Genomic DNA, 20,544 nt, shown 5'->3' with positions numbered 1-20,544 from the left:
CGAAAACTTTCAGGACACGCATCATGTCCCGCCGCGACGACCCCGCATTCAACCGCGTGATGGATGGCATCTACGCCTCCTTCATGAAGCGCAAGGCGCTGGTCGAAGGACGGCACGACCGCGACATTCGCGATCCGCGGATAATTCTCGACATCGCCCGGAAACTCTCGCTGCTTCCCGATCCCGCGAAGGTCATCCGGATTACCGGCAGCAAGGGCAAGGGAACCACGTCGCGCATGATCGCCCACATCCTGCGCGAAGCGACCGGCGCGGATATCGGCCTGTTCGTGTCGCCCGAAGAGATCGATCACAACGACCGGATACGGATCAACGGCGTGCCCTCGACCGTTGCGGACTTCATGGCGGCGTACGCGGCGATCGAGCCGGCGCTGGAAGCCGCCGAAGAAAGCCTCGAAGGCGCGAGCTACCTGTCGCCCTACGGCATTTTCCTGTTGATGGCGCTGCACCATTTCCACGAACGCGGCGCGGACTATCTCGTTCTGGAATGCGGCCGTGGCGCCGAATTCGACGAGACCGGCAACATTCCATCGACGGTATCGGTCGTCACCTCGATCCTGATGGAGCACCCGGCGAGTCTCGGCCCCACCCTGGCCGATGTCGCGCGCAGCAAGCTGTTCGCCGGAACGAACGCCGGCGTCCTGATCTGCGACGAAGACACCCGGCGCTGGAACGACCGGCTGAAGATCGTGGAGCCGGAGAAGGTCGCCGCGGTTCCAGTGCCGGCAAAAGGCGGGACCCTTCCCGCGTGGCTGGAAATGGACAAGGCGCTGGCGCGCGCCGCCGCCGATGCGTTTCTCGGCCGCCAAACGTCGCGGGATATCGCGCTGGACGACAAATCGGCGGCGTTCGGTATCCTGCGCGATGGCGCGACACGCTGTTATTTCGACGCCTGTGTCAGCGCGTCATCCATCGACAAGGCATTCGCGTCCCGATTGATCGGCGAGACAACCCCGGTATTTCTCGCATCCCTTCCCGACGACAAGGACACTGACGCCATCAGGGACTTCTTCGCCGGTGAGAAAGGCACCCCCTATTACGAAGTCGCCCTCTCTGGCACGCGCGGCTACCTCCACTACGACAACGCCAAGGCGGCGGGGCGCGTGGAAAACGAGATTCACTACGAGGACGCGCAAGGTCTCAAAGCCCTCGCGGACCGGCTGTGTGCACGACATGGCACCGATACGGTCTATTGCCTCGGCACACAGACCTATATCCGCCTCGTCAAGATGGCCTTCGCCGGCGGTTGATCCGCCGGCGCGACATGTCAGCTGCGCGGTTTCAGGTTTTCCGGGTCGTAGAGCGGCTTGTAGCCCACAGCGGCCACTTCGACGGGATAGGTCTCGCCGAAATACTCCACATTGAGCTTGCGCCCTTCCTCGCACCACGCATGCGGCAGATAGGCGAGCGCGATGTTCTTGCCGATGCTCGGGCCATAGACGACCGAGGTCGTGAAGGAGCGACGGCCGAGCTCATCGACCAGCGTCTCGCCGGTCGCGGGATCCATCACCGGCATGATGCCGACCGGATAACGGGCAACGCCCTTTGAATCGACATTATCCGTCATGACCAGCGTGCAAAGCATTGCCGGCTGGTGGTCGCGCGCGCGGTATTCCAGATGCTTGGCCTTGCCCCGGAAATCCGCTTCCTTGACCTTCGGACGCGCCAGATCAGCCTCGTAGAGATTGTACTCGGTCAGCAGATCGGCGTTCTGCAGCCGCAGGCTTTTCTCCAGCCTGCGCGAGTTGGCGTAGGTCTCGACACCGAACGCCATGATCCCTGCAGCCTGAAGCGCATCCCAGACCGCGAGGCCGTCGTCATAGGCCATGTGCAGTTCCCAGCCCTGCTCGCCAACATAGGAAATCCGGAAACCCGTAACGTCCTTGCCCGCGATCCGCAGAGGTTTTATCGCCGCAAAGGGGAAGTTCTCCGGTGAAATGGACTCCGGGTCCTCGACGACCTTCTTCAGCGTCTCGCGCGCGTTCGGTCCCCACACGCCGATCGTCACATTCTTCTCGGTGACGTCCGTGATGGTGACGTCGAAGCCTTTTTCCTCGGCCACGCGGCGCATGTAGTGAAAATCGCGCGGCCCTGCATCCGCGCCATCGATCACCCGGCAGCGGTCCCCCATGCGAAGGACAGTCAGGTCGGCACGCACCATGCCCTCGTCGTCGAGGAAATGGGTATAGATACCCTTGCCGACCATATGGTCGCCACCGATCCGCGCCGCGCAGATCCACTCCATCAGCGCGACATGATCCGGTCCGGAAACATCGTAGATCGCGAAATGCGACAGGTTCACCATGCCGCAATCTTCGCTCATGGCGAGGTGTTCGGCATTGGAGACGCGCCAGAAATGGCGGTTGTCCCACTCGTTCTCGCGCACTGGCACCCGGTCGCCATATTTCTCCAGCAGGTGCTCGTTCGCCGCATAGCCATGCGCGCGCTCCCAGCCGCCGATCTCCATGAAATACCCGCCCAGCTCCTTCTCGCGCTCGTAGAAGGGCGAGGTGCGGATATTGCGGCCCTTGGAATAGGGCTCGCGCGAATGCACCGCCGGATTGTAGATCTTGAAGGCGCTCTCGTAGCAGCGATCGTGGATGAACTGCTCTTCCATCTGATGCGGGTAGAAGCGCGAATAGTCGATCGCGTGATGATCGATCTCCGTGCGCCCGTCGGTCATCCAGTCGGCAAGCAACTTCGCCATGCCGGGGCCGTCCTTGACCCAGATGGCGACCGCATACCACAGGCCCCTCACCTTCTGGCTTTCGCCGATCGACGGCCCGCCATCGGTGGTGACCTGCAGCAGGCCGTTGAAGGAATGGCTCTCGCGGTAACCGAGCTCGCCGAGGATCGGCGTCAGTTCCATCGCACGTTCCAGCGGCTCGATGATCTGCTCCATCTCGAGATCGCGCTGCGAGGGCGACAGGCGCGCCTGCTCCTTCTCCAGGATGTCACGCGGATGGCAGAGCCGCGGATCTTTCTCCTCGTAGTAACCCCACTCGATCTGCCCGCCTTCCGGCGTCTTCGGATCGCCGGTGTCGCGCATATAGGCGGAGTTGCCCTGGTCGCGCAGCAACGGGAAACCGATATCCTTGCCGGTGCCGGCGAACTCGTCATAAGGCCCGAAGAAGGTCAGCGGATGATCGACCGGCATGACCGGAAGGTCCTCGCCCGCCATTTCCGCGATCAGGCGGCCCCACAGGCCTGCGCAAACGACGACATGGTCGGCCATGATCGTGCCGCGATGCGTCTTCACGCCCTTGATGCGGCCACCCTCGATCACGAGGCACTGCGCCGGCGTGTTGGCAAAGGACTGCAGCTTTCCGCTGGCCACCGCCTCATCGACCAGTTCGCCCGCGACCGTCTGCGAACGCGGAGAAACGAGACCGGCATCCGGGTCCCACATGCCGCCCTGCACCATGCTTTCCTCGACCAGCGGGAATTTCGCCTTGATCTCCGCCGCATCGACCAGCCGCGCGCCCGTGCCGAACGCCTTGGCGGACCCGACCTTGCGCTTGATCTCGTCCATGCGGCCGTCGTCGCCGACGCGCGCGATCTCGAAGCCGCCGACCTTGGAATAGCGCCCGCGCTTCATGAAGAAGTCGATGGAATAGAGCGTCGTCCAGCAAGACAGGAAGTCGTGGCTCGTCGCGTAGCAGAAGTCGGAGGCGTGGCTGGTCGAACCGATGTCGGTCGGGATTGACGACTTGTCGATCCCGACGATGTCGTCCCAGCCGCGCTCGATCAGGTGATGGGCGACCGACGCGCCAACGATACCGCCCAGGCCGATGATTACGACCTTCGCCTTTTCAGGAAAACTTGCCATTGCCCGCGACTCCGGAATGAGATTTCGGGCAGACTATAAGACCGCCACGCAGCGCGATTGCAGCCTGTTTGCGACATGCGGCGATGACGCCGCGACCAGCATCGGAAACTCCGTGCCGGATAACGGTTCCGACGCTGCCTCGCGCCCTGTCAGTAGCCTGTTTCCAGACCCGCCTCAGCGAAGCGAGAAGTCGCTGAAAGGCCCATTGGGGATGCGGAAGCGCAACTGGCCGAGAGCGCCGACGAGAGTGAGGCAGAAGACCAGCAGATAGGCGAAGTGGAAGCGGGTGTCGAACAGCGGGAACACGGCGAATTTTGCGGCCACCGCCAGCAAGGTGGCGACGAGGATGACGGATTCGCGGCGCGTGGCTTCGACATTGTGCTGGATCATCTGCCACCAGATCGCTGTGCCGACGATCAACACGCCCAGCCACTCGTTCTCGACGAGGGAACGCACCAGCGCCCGGATCACCGACTGCAGGTAGACCGCGACGGAAAACGGCGGATGAAAATTCTCGAGCGTGCCGACATATTCGACATGGGTGAACCACATCTGCACCCACCAGCCAGGATGCCCGGCGGCATGGGTGATCGGAACATAGACAGCCGCCGCGCCCGCAAAGGCTGCCACCACGCCCCAGGAAATGGAGCGCATATAGACCGCCACCACCATCAGTACGCCAATATAGGCGAGATGGTCCGGACGGACGAGAAAAGCGAGGAACAGGAGGAAGCCCGTAAGCGCCTCGCGGCGATGCAGGAAGGCGAGCATTCCGCCAGCGAAGAAGACGGCGGAATAGAGGTCCGGCGTGCCCAGGCGCGCCAACTCGCCGAATCCCGACAGCATCAGCGCGGCCAGCGCCAGCGGCGCGAGTTGTAACGCCTGACGCGACCATAACCAGACGATCGATATCGCACCGACGGCCAGCGCGGAAAGAACCGATATGAGCCGGATGGTGGTCAGCGAATCCACGAAGCCCGACATTACGCGGATCGTCTCGATGTAAAGCCATTTGACCTTGTAGAAGCCGAGCATGGTCACGAAGGCATCCGGGTCGGCATATTGGCGAACCCGGTAGTCGCGATCCTCGGTCAGCACCGTGAATTCGCCCGGCGCGATCGCGTCGCGAACGGTGCCGTAGGCGTGGTCATGCAACAATTGAGCACTCATGCCAGGTGTTTCGTAGGCGCTCGCCAGATAGGCGAAGATGTCCCAGTTCGTCTTCGGATAGACGATGCCGACAGCCGCGACGACCAGCGTGAACGTGGCGATCAGGATCGCGCCGAACAGGGCCGATTGCGACGACCATATCCGCGCGGCGCGTCCGCCCGAAGCGAGCAGGAGACGATCCGTCCTTGCGATCAATGTGTTCATGCTTCCGTCCTCCGCGCCCTTTGACTGGCGTGGTTCCAAGTGAACTGGCTTTCGACGAAGTCCTTCACGATCGCGACGATCCCGCGACCGGGCAACGTGTCGAGCGTATCGACATGGTCACCGCCTCCGCACATGGTCCGGGAGCGAACGTATTCGTCTTCTCCCCGCGACGAAAATACGCCGCAGGATGGGAGGAATCGGTGAAATGGCTTGGTTAACAGACCGGAAAACCACGAAAAGCCGGCGGCCTGGTTGACCGCCGGTAAATGGATTTCGTCAAATTCGAACGGATATCGGTCCTATTCGACGACCGCCTCGCCATTGACGATGTCGACTGCTTCCTCGCCGCCAAGCGCGGCACGGTCTCCGCTGGGCAGCGTCAGGAAGCAGCCATCATCGCACAATTTGACCGTTTCACCGGCCGCGATGGCGAACTCCGTCTTGACGCCACCCTCGGTGACGACGATCGTCTGGCTCGCATCATCCTTGTTGGTCAGCGAAGCCGCGCCGGCGGCGCTGCATGCCGCCAGAATGGCAGCGAAAGCGACCGGCAGTCTTGTCTTGTTTTCAGAACGACGCCGCATGGCATCGCCTCCTTTCTTGCTTGCGGCTTTCGCCGCGACTTGCCGATCTTATACGAATTCCGGCCTGAACCGAAACTGAACGCCTATTCGTCGCGGTGCCCGGTCGGGCTGGTCTCGATCGGGCCGAACGCGTCTCCGGTTTCTGCGACGACGTCCTCCTTGCCCATCACACGCAAATTGACGTCGCGCTGCGGGAATGGAATCTCGATACCAGCCGCCTTGAACCGCTCATGGATCGCGAAACGGATTTCGGTACCGACCGTCAGCATGAAGTTGATGTCGGCCAGATAGACCCGCAAATCGAAGTCGAGAGACGACTCGCCGAAATTGACGAACACCACATACGGCTCCGGGTTGGACAAAACGCGCGGATGGTCCTCGGCAATCGACATCAGGATCTCGCGCACCTGGTTCGGATCGGAACTGTAGGAAACGCCGACGGCCACTTCGACACGGCCCAGCGTGTTGTGGTGGGTCCAGTTGCCGACCGAGGCGTTGATGAGATCGGAATTGGGCAGGATCACCGACTTGCGCTGGAAGGTCTCGATTTCCGTGGCGCGGACATTGATCGCCTTCACCGTGCCAGAGATGCCGCCCGCCTCGATCCAGTCCCCCACCTTGAACGGACGTTCCGCGAGCAGGATCAGTCCGGATACGAAATTGGAGACGATGTTCTGCAGCCCGAAGCCGATGCCGAGCGACAGCGCGCCGGCAACGAGCGCCAGTTGCGACAGGTCGATCCCGGCGGCCGCGACCCCGACCAGCGCCGCCAATGTCACGCCGACATAGCCGATGCCCGTACGCACCGAGTTGCGCACGCCCGCATCGACGCGGCTGCGTTCCAGAACGTCCCGGTCGAGCCAGCGCTGGAATAGCTTGGTCAGCCAGAAACCGACGATGAAGACCACGATACCGGCAAGGATCCCCGTGATCGAGATCGAGATCGAGCCGACCGAGAACTCCGTGACCGTGCCAAGCATCCAGCTGCGGATATCGCCCCACTTGAAGCCCCAGAGAAGCAGCAGTACCGGGATGCCAATGACGAGCAGGGTCAGGGTCAGCAGGACACCGAGGACGAGGCCCAACTGGTCGATCGCGGTTTCGGACATCTCCAGTTGGACGTGCAGGCGCTTGCCCAGACGCGAATGAACCAGCGCCTTCTCGCGCGACAGCGCATGCGCGGCGAGATGGCCGAGATAAATCGTGGCGGCGACCGCGCCGGTAATGACGATCTGCTTGGAAACGAAATCCGCAAAGCCGATATAGCCGGCCGAGACCGCGATAATCAGGGCAGTTCCGGTCACCCACAACAGGAAGCGCAGCCAGCCCGGCCATGGTCGGTCCGGCGCACCGTCCTCGCCCGCGAAGGGGCGAACGGACGCGATCGCCAACATGACAAGTCCGACGACGAAACTGCTTATCAGGCTCTTGGCGATGGTAATCGGCAGGGATTCGCCAACGATTTTCAGGATCTGCGTGATCACATCGTCGGCGATGATCGTGACCGCCATGACAAGCACAAGCAGCTTCAGGAGCACCGCCGCGCGGTCCGTGACGGCAACGAGACGCCATTGCGACAGCCTCGGCGCGAGGACCGCCTCGGACAGCTGCCAGATCAGGTAAATGACGCCCACGCCAAGGAAGACGGCCACCAGGATCTGGCCGATATCGTCACGCAGCACCGAGAAATGGTTGTAGAGTGCATAGACGAGCACCAGGAACAGCCAGACACCGGCGGCCGGCATGAGCGTTCCCAGGAAGCCGACGATCAGGCGGGAAAAATAGCCGGGCTCCACGGCCTTCGGGTCGCGCCGCAGCAACCGCCCGAGATACCGCCGCGCAAACACCAGGAAAAGCAGCGCCGCCATGACCGAAAGCGCGGTCGCCGCCACCATCGATCCGGACTTGTAGCGCCACGCGAAATTGACCCATGAGCCGATCTTGTTCGCGAAGACCGCGTACCGGTCGCGGATGTCGTCGATCAATTCCTGGCCGAAGGCGGCGGAAATGTTCGAACGGCGCGACAACGTGCTGGTGAACAGTTCGCGGCGCGCCTCGCTGATGTCGTTGCTGAGCGTATTCGCCCGAACCGACAGGTCTTCCAGTTGCCCGATCAGCGTATTGATCAGCGCACGCTCTTCCAGCAGCGCTGCACGCTGTTCCTGCAGCACTTGTGGTTCCGCCCCCTGCTCGATTTCGGGGCCGAGTTGCTCCAGCCGGATTCGGATTTCCGAGAGACGCGGCGAGAGTTCGACACCGGTCGCGAGCACCGACTCCGCAAGGGTCTGCAGTCGCGTGGAGAGGTCGACGAGTTTGCCGTCGTCTTCCAGCACATTCTGGAATTCTTCGGAAATCTGCGTCAGTTCGCGCTCATAGGCCGACACGTCACTGGCCGCACCTTCATGCGTCTGCGAAACGGCGGGCCATGCAGCCAGCAGCGCAAAGGTGACGAGCAGAAATCTAAGGGCCGTATTCATTGGGCGGCTGATAACATGAATTGAAACTGCCGAAGAACAGATTTCCGCATCGTAACCTTAATGGCGCGGCCGGCTCGTCGCGATATCGTTAATGTGTGGCGAAAAATTGCCATGCACATCGAAGCGCCGCAGGTTAGGATCGACCACCGAGAAAATGATTGAAATGTCGCGTCCAACATCGCAAGGACACAGTGAAAACGGGATCATCGGCACCGACCGAAGCCATCAGCACGGGCGGATCGGTCGAGGCGCGAATCATGCCACAGCAATCGGCCCCGATGGCGGATCGAACATGAAAAACAGAAGGTCGCGAAGGTAATGGCAGAGTATTCTGCCTGGCAGGTTCTCCGGAACGCGGTGACCGGAAACACCGGCTGGAAACCCGCCTGGCGTAAACCGGAACCGAAACCGCAATACGACGTCGTCATCATCGGCGGCGGCGGTCACGGATTGTCCACCGCCTATTACCTTGCCGCCAATCACGGCCTGACCAATGTCGCCGTCTGCGAGAAGGGCTGGCTCGGATCGGGCAATATCGGCCGCAACACGACGATCGTGCGCTCGAACTACCTCCTCGAAGGCAACACGCCCTTTTACGAACATTCGATGAAGCTCTGGGAAAATCTCAGCCATGAGCTGAACTACAATGTGATGTTTTCCCAGCGCGGCATTATCAATCTTTGCCACACGCCCGCGCAGATGGACGACGCGGCGCGGCGCGGCAATGCGATGCAGCTTATGGGCGCCGACTCCCGGATGGTCATGCCGGACGAGTTGGCCCGGCGCATTCCCGGTCTCGATCTCTCGGCGAATGCCCGCTTTCCTGTGCTGGGCGGGCTGGAACAGCCGCGCGCGGGCACGGCCCGCCATGACGCGGTCGCCTGGGGCTATGCGCGCGGCGCGGACCGGCGCGGCGTCGACATTCTGGAAAATTGCGAGGTCACCGGCTTCCTGCGCGATGGAGACCGGGTGACCGGCGTCATGACGTCACGCGGCGAGATCAGCGCGAAGAAGGTCGCCGTCTGCGTGGCCGGCTCGACTGGCGCCGTCATGAAGCTCGCCGGCATCGACACGCTGCCGATAGAGAGCCACGTCCTGCAGGCTTTCGTGACCGAGGCACTGAAGCCGATGGTCGATACGGTGGTCACCTTCGGCGGCGGTCATCTCTACCTCTCCCAGTCGGACAAGGGCGGACTCGTCTTCGGCGGCGACATCGACGGCTACAATACCTACGCCCAGCGCGGAAACCTGCCGATCGTCGAGGACGTAATGTCGGAGGCCGTTGCACTGTTTCCCGCCGCCGCAAAGGTTCGGCTTCTCAGGTCGTGGGGCGGCATCATGGACATGTCAATGGACGGCTCGCCGATCATCACGACCGGCCCCCTGCCCGGCATGTATCTCAATTGCGGCTGGTGCTATGGCGGCTTCAAGGCGACGCCGGCGTCCGGCTGGTGTTTCGCGCACACGATCGCGAAGAACGAGCCGCATCCGCTCAACGCCGCCTATTCGCTCGACCGGTTCCACCGCGGCTATGTTATCGATGAGAAGGGCCAGGGCGCGACGCCCTGGAAGCATTGAGGCATGATCATCACTTGCCCGCATTGCGGCCCCCGCGACCTCGCCGAATTCACCTATCACGGCGACGCGACCCTGAGCCGGCCCGAGCCCGCATCGACCGATCAGGAGGCCTGGAACGCCTATGTCTATGATCGGGCCAACCCCGCCGGCGAGCACCGCGAATACTGGCAGCACGCCGGAGGCTGCCGCAAGTTCCTCGTCGTCACGCGCAACACGCTGACGCACGCCATTTCGGCCGTCGAATTCGCGCCTGCGACCGGGTCCTCGCGGAGGAAGCGATCGTGACGTCGCACCGCATTTCGACCGGCGGCCGCATCGACCGTGACAAACCGGTCGCCTTCACCTTCGACGGCAAGCGCTATTCCGGCTTCGAGGGCGACACGCTCGCCTCCGCGCTGCTTGCCAGCGGCGTCAGGCTGTTCGGCCGCTCGTTCAAATATCACCGCACGCGCGGTCTGCTGGCAGCGGGATACGAAGAACCGAACGCGCTCGTCACCGTAACGACCGATGGCGCGCGCGAGCCGAATATCCGCGCGACTGAACTGGAAATCCACGACGGGCTCGTCGCCGAAAGCCAGAACCGCTTTCCGTCGCTCGCCTATGATCTGATGGCCGTCAACGGCCTGGCGGGAAAAATCTTCAGCGCGGGCTTCTACTACAAGACCTTCATGGGCCCCGTGATCGGACCGCTGAGGGGCACCCGCTTCTGGATGTTCTGCGAGACATTCATTCGCCGTGCGGCCGGTCTCGGTGCGGCGGGAACGACCCCCGACCCATCCCGCTACGAACGCATGAACGCCTTTTGCGACGTGCTCGTCGTCGGCTCCGGCCCCTCCGGCCTGGAAGCCGCCCGCAAGGCCGCGGCGGAGGGCAAGCGCGTTATCCTGTGCGAAACTGCTGCAAGCTTCGGCGGCACCGCGAACTGGTCCGGCAAGGATGCCGAGATGTTCGCCGATACGGTGCTGTCCGGCCTGAAATCCGAACCGAATGTACAGTTGCTGAACCGGACGACGGTCTGGGGCTATTACGACGGCAACACGCTGGCCGCGCTGGAGCGGGTGACGGACCATGTCGGCCGCCCGCGCGCCGGGGAACCGCGCCATCGCCATTGGGTCATCCGCGCCGGCCATGTCGTCATAGCCACGGGCGCGCTCGAACGCGGCTTCGTCTTTCCGGGCAATGACCGCCCCGGCGTCATGCTCGCCGATTCGGCGCAGCGTTTCGCCTGCGAATACGGCGCGCTGCCCGGCAGGCGGATGGTGGTCTTCGCCAACAATGACAGCGCCTACCAGGCCGCCGCACGGCTGCGGGAACGCGGTGCAGAGATCGTCGCCATTGTCGATGTACGGCCAACCGTCGGCGAATGGGCGCAATCGCTCGCGGCGGAAGCCGGTGCGGAAACCATCCCGGGCCACGCTGTCACTGGCACGTCCGGTCGCAGAAGCCTGACCGGCGTCACGATACGCGGGTTCGACGCGGGAACCGGAAACCTGTCGGGATCGAAGCGGCGCATCGCCTGCGACACGCTGCTGGTATCCGGAGGCTGGTCGCCGGTGCTCCACCTCGCCTCGCAGGCCGGCGCGAAACCGGTATGGAGCGACAAGCTGCACGCCTTCCTGCCGCCGGAAAGTGATGGCGCGTGGGAAACCGTCGGTTCCGCCGCCGGCGAAGGCATCGAACCGCCGGAACCCGTTTTCGAGATCGCCGCGACGGGCGGCAAGGCCTTCGTCGATTTCCAGCACGATGTCACCGCCGACGATGTCCGCCTGGCGCATCGCGAAGGCTTCCAGTCGGTCGAACACCTGAAACGCTACACGACGCTCGGCATGGCGACGGACCAGGGCAAGACGGCCAATGTGCCCGGCATGGCGATCATGGCCGCCGCGCTCGGCAAGCCGATACCGGAAGTCGGCACAACGCGGTTCCGCCCGCCCTTCACCGGCGCATCGCTCGGCGCGCTGGCCGCCGAACGCTACGGAGACCTGCGCCCCGAACGCCTGACGCCGATGCATGATCAGCACGTCGCGGCGGGCGCGAACATGTATGCCGCCGGGCTGTGGTTCCGGCCCGAAAGCTATAACCGGCCGGGCGAAACCGTCGAGGAAGCCTATGTTCGCGAGGCGCGCAATGTGCGCCGCAATGTCGGCATCGTCGACGTCTCGACACTCGGCAAGATCGACGTTCAAGGTCCTGACGCGGGCGAATTCCTCAACCGCATCTACACCAACAATTTCGCGAGTTTGCCGGTCAACAAGGCCCGCTACGGGCTGATGCTGCGCGAGGACGGCTTCGCGCTCGATGACGGAACGACCTGGCGGCTGTCTGAAGACCGCTTCCTGATGACGACCACCACTGCCAATGCCGGGCGCGTCATGCAGCACATGGAGTTCTATCTCGAATGCATCTGGCCCAATTTGAGGGTCCATCTGACCTCGGTCACCGACCAGTGGGCCGGCGCGGCCGTCTCGGGCCCGAAAAGCCGCGACGTCCTGGCCGCCTGCGTCAAGCTCACCAAGGTCGACAATGACACGCTGCCCTTCATGGGCATCGTACACGGCAAGATCGCCGGCGCTCCGGTCATGATCTGCCGCCTCTCCTTCTCAGGCGAGCGGGCCTACGAGGTCTATTGCGGAGCGCATCACGGACCGCATGTCTGGGACGCCTTGATGAACGCCGGTGCGTCGCACGACATCCAACCTTACGGCCTCGAAGCGCTTGGCACGCTTCGCATCGAGAAAGGCCACGTGACCGGCGCCGAGATCGACGGCCGAACGACGGCGCGCGATCTCCATCTCGACTGGATGCTGTCGAAGAAGAAGCCTTTCATCGGGTCCGCGATGATGGATCGCGAAGGCCTGACCGATCCCCGGCGTTGGACGCTGGTCGGCATCATCTCGCTTTCCGGCGAGAAACTGCGCGGCGGCAGCCATATCGTAGACGGCCCGGCCGAAAAGCCCGGGCGCAGCCTCGGCCACATCACCGCAATGTGCTACTCGCCGCTCTACGGCAAATATATCGGACTGGCGCTGGTCGAAAACGGCGTCGCCCGTATCGGCACACGCGGCTTCGCAACCGACCCGGCCCGGTCTAAGACGCATATCCCGGTCGAGTTCGTGAACCACGTCTTCTACGACCCCAAGGGAGGACGAATGCATGGCTAAGCAGCGTCCGGCTTTCATCGCCGATCCCGTTATGCGGGCCCGCGCCGTTTCGCCTCTGGCCGGCCACATCGAGACCGGCCAATTCGGCGTCGCCGTCGGACAGAACCCTTCCGTGCGCCTTGGTGAGCGTTTCGGTCTGTCGATCGCGGAAGTCACGGCCTGGAAGGGGCGTGAAAGCAAATGTCGCGCGGCGATCAAGGCCACTGCCAGCGCCGCCCTCAAGGTCGCGCCGGGAAGCGGCTCGGTGAAAACCGCGGCCGGCGCCTTCAACATCGCGCCCATGCGCTGGCTCGTCTCCGGCGAAAGCCCCGAACTGGTCGCCAACCTGGTCGACGCCGTGGGTGACGACGGCACCGTGACCGATCTCAGCCACGGCCGCACGGTTATACGCGTCGATGGAGAGAAAAGCCGGTGGGTTCTGGCGAAGCTGTTTGCGGTGGATCTTTCCGATGCGGCGATGCCGAGGGGCAATGGGCTGGCAACCGCCCATCACGACATCTTCGCGCAAATCCAGCGTGTCGGTGCGGATGCGTTCGACGTCTATGTCTTCCGCTCTTTCGCGCGGTCGTTCTGGCACCTTCTGTGCCGCTCCGCGGAGGAGGCCGGCTACCGGGTCGACTGACCCGGGAGCGCCTTCCCTTCTCGTCCGGTCCCGTTGTTCTTCTTGTTCGGCCGGCCCTGTACTTGACCCAGATTTAGGCGTTCCCGCGTCGGTGCGCTGTGACGCCTGACACAATGCTCGCAGCCACAGCGCGATCGTCGCCGAGCGTCTGCAGAAGGAACAGTTCCTCCGAAAGCGTCTCGATCGTCTCCGCCCTGAGCGCCATCGCCGGATTGGATGCACTGTCGAGCACGACGAAATCGGCCTCGTAGCCCGGCGCGAGCCTGCCGATCCGGTCGTCCATGCCGAGCGCCGCGGCATTGCCGAGCGTCGCCTGGTAGAAGGAGCGCAGCGGGTGATAGCGCTGCCCCTGCAGGTTGAGCACCTTGTAGCCCTCGTCGAGAGTGCGAAGCATCGACCAGTTGGTGCCGCCGCCGATATCGGTCGCCACCGCATGGCGCGTTGCCGGCGTGGTCCCGCGCATCTTGTCCAGGTCGAACAGACCCGAACCGAGAAAGAGGTTCGACGTCGGGCAGAACACGGCAACAGACCCGCTTTCCGCCATCCGCTCCATCTCGCGCGGCCCCTGATGGATACAGTGGCCGAACAGCGTCTTCGGGCCGAGTAGCCCGTAATGATCGTAGATGTCCGTGTAATCCTTCGACCACGGGAACAGTTCTGCGACCGTCTCGATCTCGCGGTGGTTCTCCGACAAATGCGTCTGCACCAGACATTCGGGATGCTCGCGCACCAGCGCGCCCGCCATCTCCATCTGTGCCTCGGTCGAGGTCAGCGCGAAACGCGGCGTCACGGCGACCTCGACACGGTCCTTGCCGTGCCATTCGGCGATCAGCGCATTGGTGTCGTCATAACCCGATTGCGGCGTGTCGGTGAGCAGCTCCGGCGCATTGCGGTCCATCATCACCTTGCCGGCAATCATGCGCATGCCGCGCGACAGGGCCGCGCCCAGAAGCGCGTCCACCGAGCCCTTGTGCACTGAGCCATAGGCGATCGCTGTCGTCGTGCCATGGGCGAGCAGCATCGAGAGGAACCGGTCCGCCATACGCCCTGCATGCGCCGGATCGGCGTATTTCTGCTCCTCGACGAATGTGTAGGTGTTCAGCCATTCAAGCAGGCTGCCCGCATAGGAGGCGACGACCTGTCCCTGCGGAAAATGAATGTGGCAATCGACGAAACCCGGCAGGATCAGATGCGAGCGATGATCCACATAGTCGTCGCTGCGATAGTCCGCCGGCAGGTCGCTCCACTCGCCCGACCAGGCGATCGTCCCGTCCGCAACGGCAATCGCGCCATCCTCGATGTAATGAAACGCTGTCGTGTCGTCGCCGCCGGCCGGTTCCCGCTCGAACCAGAGAAGCCGGCCGCGAAAGAGGGCCGTCGCGCTCACGAATCGCCGCGCCCGCGATACCACCGCACGAGCGCCGCGCGCTCCTCCGGCGGAATATCCGTCACGTTGCCCGGCGGCATGGCATGGCTGACGCCAGCCTGCAGATAGATTTCACGGGCGTGGTTGGCGATCCGGGCGTCGGTATCGAGCATGACCCGCTTCGGCGCCCAGTGAATGCCTTCCCATACGGGTTCGGCCGCATGGCACATCGAACAGCGCGACAGCACGACATCGCGCGCCTCGTCAAACCCTGCCGACGCCATCATCCGCTCCGCCCCCGGCGTCGCCAGTTCGGCTTCCTCGTCGACTTGGCGCATCGGGTTTGTCGACAGCCAGATGATGAACACGAAGATGACCGCCGTCAGAAGCCAGGTCCAGTTCGGCGTGCCCTTGCGGGCGTGCTTGGTGTTGAAATAATGCCGGATCAGCACGCCCATGATGAACACCAGCGACGCGATCACCCAGTTATAGGGTGTCGCGAAGGCGAGCGGGTAGTGGTTCGACAGCATCAGGAAGATGACGGGCAGCGTCAGGTAGTTGTTGTGCAGGGAACGCTGCTTGGCCTGTTTTCCGAGCAGTGGATCGGGCGTCTCGCCCGCCTTCAGCGCCGCGACCACCTTGGTCTGGTTCGGAATGATGATGAAGAACACATTGGCGCTCATGATCGTCGCCGTGAAGGCGCCCAGATGCACGAATGTCGCACGACCCGTGAACAGGTGTGTGTAACCCCACGCCATGAAGACCAGCAGAACGTAGAGCAGCAGCATCAGGCCGGTATCGCTCTTGCCCAGCGGCGACTTACAGAGAAAGTCGTAGACGATCCAGCCGATCGTCAATGAGGCGAGCGAGATCACGATCGCGCCCCAGGCCGGGACGTCGAGCACGTTACGGTCGATCAGGTAGAGTTCCGCGCCGGCGTAATAGAGCATCGCCATCAGCAACGCGCCGGACATCCAGGTGGCATAGGATTCCCACTTGAACCAGGTCAGGTGCTCCGGCATCGCGGCGGGCGCAACGAGGTACTTCTGGATATGGTAGAAACCGCCGCCATGGACCTGCCATTCCTCGCCATACACGCCGTCCGGAAGGCCCGGCCTTTGCGTCAGGCCCAGATCGAGGGCGATGAAATAAAATGACGAACCGATCCAGGCAATCGCGGTCACGACGTGAAGCCAGCGTGCGGCGAATGTCAGCCAGTCCCAGGCAATGGCGAAATCGAGCAAGGCAGTGTCCCCTGTAACGCCATTACCATGCCGATCAGGGGCTTAAAGGCAAGTCTTAAGTGCAGCGCAGCATGAATGCTGCGCTGCATTTTTCCGGTTTCGTCAGGCCGCGAGCCGACGCTCCTCGTGGCGGCCTTCCTCGATTTCCTCGATGATCTTCGCGACAAAGGCATCGAGGTCCTTGGGCGAGCGCGACGTCACGATGCCGCCGTCGGCGACCACCTCCGCGTCCCGCCAGTTCGCGCCGGCATTGACGAGGTCGGTCTTGATGGAGTGGTACGAGGTCATGTCGCGCCCCTCGACCGCCCCTGCCTCGGCGAGAAGCCACGGCCCGTGACAGATCGCGGCGACGACCTTGCCGCTCTTCAGGAAAGTCTTGACGATTGCCATGGCGTCGGTGTCGACGCGCAGTATGTCCGGGTTGATCTGGCCGCCCGGAAGGACGAGCGCATCGTATTCGGACAGGTCGGCGTCGGCCGCGGCCAGATCGGCATCGACCGTTTCGCCCCAGTCGCCATTGTCCCAGCTCTTGATGGCGCGCTTCTCAGGCGCCGCGACATCGACGATCGCGCCCGCGAGTTTCAGCTTCTGCAAGGGCACGAAAAGCTCCGACTTCTCGAAACCGTCGGTCGCGAGGATGAGAACTCTGGATTCGGTAATCTTGGGCATTGTCAGTCTCCATTTCGGTTGGTGACATCGACCCAATGCGAAGAATGGACTTCCGTTCCCTCACGTTTCGCTACGGCTCTGAACGTGGCTAAACCGCGCCGAGATTGACATTGCGCAAGGCGCATACGAAATCAGAAGGGTTATCGAAAACAGTCAACGGAATGGAGAGCGAATCGGTGTGCCGCCTGTATGCGATGCGCGCGAGCGAACCGACAAAGGTCGAGTGCAGTCTCGTGCTCGCGCAGAACGCCCTCATGCAGCAAAGCCAGGGGGACGCGGAAGGCTTGGTGCACGGCCATGGCTGGGGCGTCGCCGATTATCGCGAAACCGTTCCGATGATCGAGAAGCAGACCTGGGCGGCCTATCACGGCGAACACTTCCGCAAGACGGCGGCGCGCGTCTATGCGCACACCGTCGTGGCCCACGTCCGGCAGGCGACCGTCGGCGGCACGGCGCTGGAAAACACCCATCCCTTCCAGAACGGACGCTGGGTCTTCGCCCACAACGGAACGGTGCCCAATTTCGACCGCGTGCGCGACCTGATGATCGACCACATCGATCCGCTGCTGCGAAACGACATCAAGGGCATCACCGACAGCGAGCATGTGTTCTACTACCTGCTGACGAGGATCATGCGCCATCCCGACCAGCCGCTGCACGAGGTCGTCGGGCGCGCCCTGCGGCAGATCATCGACTGGTCCCATTCCGTCGATCCCAACGAAGAGGTTGGCCTGAACATCGTCCTGACGGACGGCGACCGGCTGGTCGGTTCGCGCTACAACCGCACGCTCTGGCATCTGGTGAAGACCGATGTCGCCGTCTGCGGCGTCTGCGGCCGCACGCATGTGCAACACGATACCGGCGCCGATTATCGTGCGGTCGAAATTGCCTCTGAGCCGATCAGCGGCGAGAATTGGCAGTCATTCGCCAATGGCGTCGTCTACGCCATCGACAAGGATCTTCATTTCCGCATCGATCCCCTGCCGGCACGGGCGGGTGCGGTCGCGGCGTGAACGATCGTGGCGCTTGACTGAAATCAAGGGGAACGAAACAGCCGGAAGCTAGTTTCGCTTCAAGACACGCGGCAAGTGGAGGAATTCATGGCCGAAATTGCAATCGACAGCGTTGAACTCGAAGCCTTGATCCTACGGATGCGCGCGCTCATGGCCCGCGAAGAGACCGATGTCTCCGACCCGGGCGGCAACCCGTCCGACGACGAGGTGCCCGCCGCCCTTCAGGAACTGTCCGGCGACCTCACCCGCACCGAACTCGTCCAGGAAATCGAAAGCCTCAATGACGACCAGCAGGATGCGCTGGTGACGCTCTACTGGATCGGTCGCGGCGATGCCGAGCCGCAGGAATGGGACGCGACGATCGCGCTCGCCCGCCAGCGGCACGAGGGATCGACGGCGGAATACCTGCTTTCCCACCCGCTCGTCCCCGACCAGATCGAGGAAGGCTGGGAGAAGATGCGCGAATCCGGCGAGCTAGACTGAGGTCGCCGCCGCGCGAGCAGCCCTGCGTTCAGCATTGACGTTGAGCAGGTTGCCGGCAAGGATCACCGCACCACCCAGGAAGACCGTCAGTTCGAGCGGCTCGCCATAGATCAGCATGCCGAGGACGGCGATGAAGGGCAGGCGCAGGAACTCCATCGGCGCGACCACCGAGGCTGGCGCATGCGACAGCGCCGATGTCAGGCAGTAATGGGCCGTCAGGCCGGCTATTCCGACCACGACGATCCATGGCACAAGCGCGGCCGAGAACATGGTCACCCCGCCCGGCGCGGCAAGCGCGAAGCCCATCACCGTCTGGCTCGCCGTCATCCAGAAGATGACGCACAGGGTAGTGTCGGTGCGCATCAGCTTCTTCGTGAAAAGCGTGTTCAGCGCAAATCCGACAGCCGCTCCAAGCCCGGCGAAATGGCCAGCCTCCAGCGGAGCGACGCCCGGGCGCGCCACGATCAGCACGCCGATGAAACCCAGCAGGGCGCCGACCGCCCTCGCCCTCGTCATCCTCTCGCCGAGCAGCAGCGGCGCCAGGAGAGCGACCCAGATCGGGTTTGTGAATTCGAGGGCGACGAGCTGTGCCAGCGGAATGACCGCGACGCCGTAGAACCAGAGATTCTGCCCGGTAAAATGAAAGACGTTGCGCAGGATATGCAGGCCCGCCTTCTGCGTCTTCACCTGCGAGAACCCGCGCTTCGAAAACGAGATGACAACACAGATCAGGACGAAACCGATCACCGAGCGGTAGGCCATCAGTTCGAACGTGTCGAGTTCGGCCTGGATCTCGCGGCCCGAGATGGCCATCGACGCGAATGAGAGGATCGCGCCGCCCATCCACATGGCGGCCGTCATCGGTGAAGAGGAAGAAGAAGAACTCATGGTCGCTCGTGATTAGTCGAGCGCGCCACGATCACCAAGCGGAAAACGCTGTTCCCTTGCGGTACCGGAACAAAGTCTTGCCGACCGTCGGGATGTCGATCCCGCTACTCCGCGGCGGTGCCGAGCGGATGACCGGCAAGCGCCATCCCGCGCGCCGCCGTCAGCCAGGCGATCCACGCCTCCATGCCCTCACCGCTGCGCGCGGAAACCTGCAGGACCTTGACCGACGGATTGACCTTGCGCGCATTCGCAATTGTTTCGGCAACGTCGAAATCGAGATGCGGCAGCAGATCGGACTTGTTGAGCAGGACAAGGTCGGAAGCCGCGAACATATCCGGATATTTGAGTGGCTTGTCCTCGCCCTCGGTCACGGACAGGATCGCGACTTTGTGCGCCTCGCCGAGATCGAACGCCGCCGGGCAGACGAGATTGCCGACATTCTCGATAAACACCACCGAGCCCTCCGTGGGCGCGAGACGCTCCACCGCGTGACCAACCATATGCGCATCGAGATGGCAGCCCTTGCCCGTATTGATCTGTACGGCCGGCGCGCCCGTTGCGCGGATGCGGTCGGCGTCGTTCGACGTCTGCTGGTCACCCTCGACGACGTAGCTTTTCAGCCGCCCGCCCAGCATCCCGATCGTCTTGACCAGCAGCGCCGTCTTGCCGGATCCGGGGCTCGAAACAAGATTCAGCGCCAGGATGCCGCGCTCGGCGAAAAGCGAACGGTTTTCAGCGGCATAGGCATTGTTCTTGGCAAGAATATCGAGTTCCAGCGCGATCGTGCGGCTGTCCTCCGCATGACTGTGGCCGTGATCATGGTGGTGGTGGTGATGGCCATGCGCCGCGCCCTCGATCCGGGCGCCGTCGCCGCCGCATCCGCAGGTGGTACACATCAATTCACCTCCAGTTCCCTGATCCGGAATTCCTCACCGCGCGTGACCTTGCGGCGATGCGACCCGCACATCGGACACGGATCGTAGCGCTCGGCGATCGCACTGGTCGCGCCGCAGTCGAGACACTCCGCCAGAGCCTCGGTCTCGATGATCTCCAGCGTCGCGTCCTCGGCGAGGCTCCCGCGCATCACGACATCGAAGCCGAAACGCAGCGCTTCCGGCTCCACGCAGGAGAGCGATCCGATCTCGACGCTGACCCGCGTCACCGTCTCGAAATTCTGCGCGAGCGCCTGTTCCTTCAATATGCCGAGAATGTTCTCGCAAAGCGACATCTCATGCATC

The 20,544-nt window shown here is 63.1% G+C and carries 17 protein-coding genes; 7 read left to right on the top strand and 10 right to left on the bottom strand.

The features are described 5' to 3' along the window. Window positions 1-23: 23 nt before the first annotated feature. Window positions 24-1,268 (top strand): Mur ligase family protein, encoded by a 1,245-nt coding sequence (locus ACQK2M_RS10595; protein WP_425417770.1) that lies wholly within the window; start codon window positions 24-26, stop codon window positions 1,266-1,268. Between the two features lie 17 nt (window positions 1,269-1,285). Here ACQK2M_RS10595 and ACQK2M_RS10590 read toward each other — a convergent pair whose 3' ends face one another. The 4 genes from ACQK2M_RS10590 to ACQK2M_RS10575 form a co-directional block, all read right to left on the bottom strand. Then, window positions 1,286-3,847 (bottom strand): GcvT family protein, encoded by a 2,562-nt coding sequence (locus tag ACQK2M_RS10590; RefSeq protein ID WP_425417769.1) that lies wholly within the window; start codon window positions 3,845-3,847, stop codon window positions 1,286-1,288. A gap of 174 nt (window positions 3,848-4,021) precedes the next feature. Next, the gene (locus ACQK2M_RS10585; RefSeq protein WP_425417768.1) at window positions 4,022-5,221 is read right to left on the bottom strand and encodes a hypothetical protein; all 1,200 of its coding nucleotides are present in this window, start codon (window positions 5,219-5,221) and stop codon (window positions 4,022-4,024) included. 299 nt (window positions 5,222-5,520) lie between these two features. After that, window positions 5,521-5,805: a hypothetical protein gene (locus tag ACQK2M_RS10580; RefSeq protein WP_223475497.1), complete on the bottom strand. Its 285-nt coding sequence runs from the start codon at window positions 5,803-5,805 to the stop codon at window positions 5,521-5,523. An 83-nt stretch (window positions 5,806-5,888) separates the two neighbouring features. Next, window positions 5,889-8,282 carry a DUF3772 domain-containing protein gene (locus tag ACQK2M_RS10575; protein WP_425417767.1) on the bottom strand — a complete coding sequence of 798 codons (2,394 nt, stop codon included), beginning with the start codon at window positions 8,280-8,282 and terminating at the stop codon, window positions 5,889-5,891. 318 nt (window positions 8,283-8,600) lie between these two features. On the opposite strand from ACQK2M_RS10575, the gene ACQK2M_RS10570 reads away from it, so the two are divergent. The 4 genes from ACQK2M_RS10570 to ACQK2M_RS10555 are packed head-to-tail and all read left to right on the top strand — an operon-like array spanning window position 8,601 to window position 13,643. Continuing rightward, window positions 8,601-9,860, top strand: a complete 1,260-nt coding sequence (locus ACQK2M_RS10570) for a sarcosine oxidase subunit beta family protein (protein WP_425417766.1) — start codon at window positions 8,601-8,603, stop codon at window positions 9,858-9,860. 3 nt (window positions 9,861-9,863) lie between these two features. Continuing rightward, window positions 9,864-10,145: a sarcosine oxidase subunit delta gene (locus ACQK2M_RS10565; protein ID WP_425417765.1), complete on the top strand. Its 282-nt coding sequence runs from the start codon at window positions 9,864-9,866 to the stop codon at window positions 10,143-10,145. After that, window positions 10,142-13,021: a 2Fe-2S iron-sulfur cluster-binding protein gene (locus ACQK2M_RS10560; protein ID WP_425417764.1), complete on the top strand. Its 2,880-nt coding sequence runs from the start codon at window positions 10,142-10,144 to the stop codon at window positions 13,019-13,021. Before ACQK2M_RS10565 ends, ACQK2M_RS10560 begins: the two co-directional genes overlap by 4 nt. Then, window positions 13,014-13,643 carry a sarcosine oxidase subunit gamma family protein gene (locus tag ACQK2M_RS10555; protein ID WP_425417763.1) on the top strand — a complete coding sequence of 210 codons (630 nt, stop codon included), beginning with the start codon at window positions 13,014-13,016 and terminating at the stop codon, window positions 13,641-13,643. The genes ACQK2M_RS10560 and ACQK2M_RS10555 overlap by 8 nt, the downstream gene beginning before the upstream one ends. Before the next feature lie 73 nt (window positions 13,644-13,716). Here ACQK2M_RS10555 and guaD read toward each other — a convergent pair whose 3' ends face one another. From guaD to ACQK2M_RS10540, 3 genes are all read right to left on the bottom strand, one after another. Beyond that, window positions 13,717-15,030 (bottom strand): guanine deaminase, encoded by a 1,314-nt coding sequence (gene guaD, locus ACQK2M_RS10550; RefSeq protein ID WP_425417762.1) that lies wholly within the window; start codon window positions 15,028-15,030, stop codon window positions 13,717-13,719. Continuing rightward, window positions 15,027-16,253 (bottom strand): urate hydroxylase PuuD, encoded by a 1,227-nt coding sequence (locus ACQK2M_RS10545; protein ID WP_425417761.1) that lies wholly within the window; start codon window positions 16,251-16,253, stop codon window positions 15,027-15,029. The genes guaD and ACQK2M_RS10545 overlap by 4 nt, the downstream gene beginning before the upstream one ends. A gap of 102 nt (window positions 16,254-16,355) precedes the next feature. Next, window positions 16,356-16,922, bottom strand: coding sequence for a type 1 glutamine amidotransferase domain-containing protein (locus ACQK2M_RS10540; protein WP_223475505.1), 567 nt, complete (start codon window positions 16,920-16,922; stop codon window positions 16,356-16,358). 176 nt (window positions 16,923-17,098) lie between these two features. Between ACQK2M_RS10540 and ACQK2M_RS10535 the strand changes: the two genes are divergently transcribed. Both ACQK2M_RS10535 and ACQK2M_RS10530 read left to right on the top strand, forming a co-directional pair. Continuing rightward, a complete protein-coding gene (locus ACQK2M_RS10535; protein WP_425417760.1) occupies window positions 17,099-17,935 on the top strand; it encodes a class II glutamine amidotransferase in 837 nt (278 codons plus the stop codon). Window positions 17,936-18,022: 87 nt separating this feature from the next. Next, a complete protein-coding gene (locus tag ACQK2M_RS10530; RefSeq protein ID WP_425417759.1) occupies window positions 18,023-18,418 on the top strand; it encodes a DUF3775 domain-containing protein in 396 nt (131 codons plus the stop codon). Here the strand turns inward: ACQK2M_RS10530 and ACQK2M_RS10525 are convergent. The 3 genes from ACQK2M_RS10525 to hypA form a co-directional block, all read right to left on the bottom strand. Next, window positions 18,410-19,306, bottom strand: a complete 897-nt coding sequence (locus ACQK2M_RS10525; protein ID WP_425417758.1) for a DMT family transporter — start codon at window positions 19,304-19,306, stop codon at window positions 18,410-18,412. The two genes, ACQK2M_RS10530 and ACQK2M_RS10525, sit on opposite strands and share 9 nt — an antisense overlap. 104 nt (window positions 19,307-19,410) lie before the next feature. Next, entirely contained in the window at window positions 19,411-20,202 is a 792-nt protein-coding gene (gene hypB / locus ACQK2M_RS10520) for a hydrogenase nickel incorporation protein HypB (protein WP_425417757.1), read from the bottom strand. Next, window positions 20,202-20,543, bottom strand: a complete 342-nt coding sequence (gene hypA / locus ACQK2M_RS10515; protein WP_425417756.1) for a hydrogenase maturation nickel metallochaperone HypA — start codon at window positions 20,541-20,543, stop codon at window positions 20,202-20,204. Before hypA ends, hypB begins: the two co-directional genes overlap by 1 nt. Window position 20,544: the final 1 nt, after the last annotated feature.

It is taken from the genome of Oricola indica (genome assembly GCF_965227485.1).
GTDB classification, from domain to species: domain Bacteria; phylum Pseudomonadota; class Alphaproteobacteria; order Rhizobiales; family Rhizobiaceae; genus Oricola; species Oricola indica.
The sequence above is the reverse complement of the archived record's forward strand: the minus strand, read 5'-3'. Positions and strand labels throughout refer to the sequence as shown.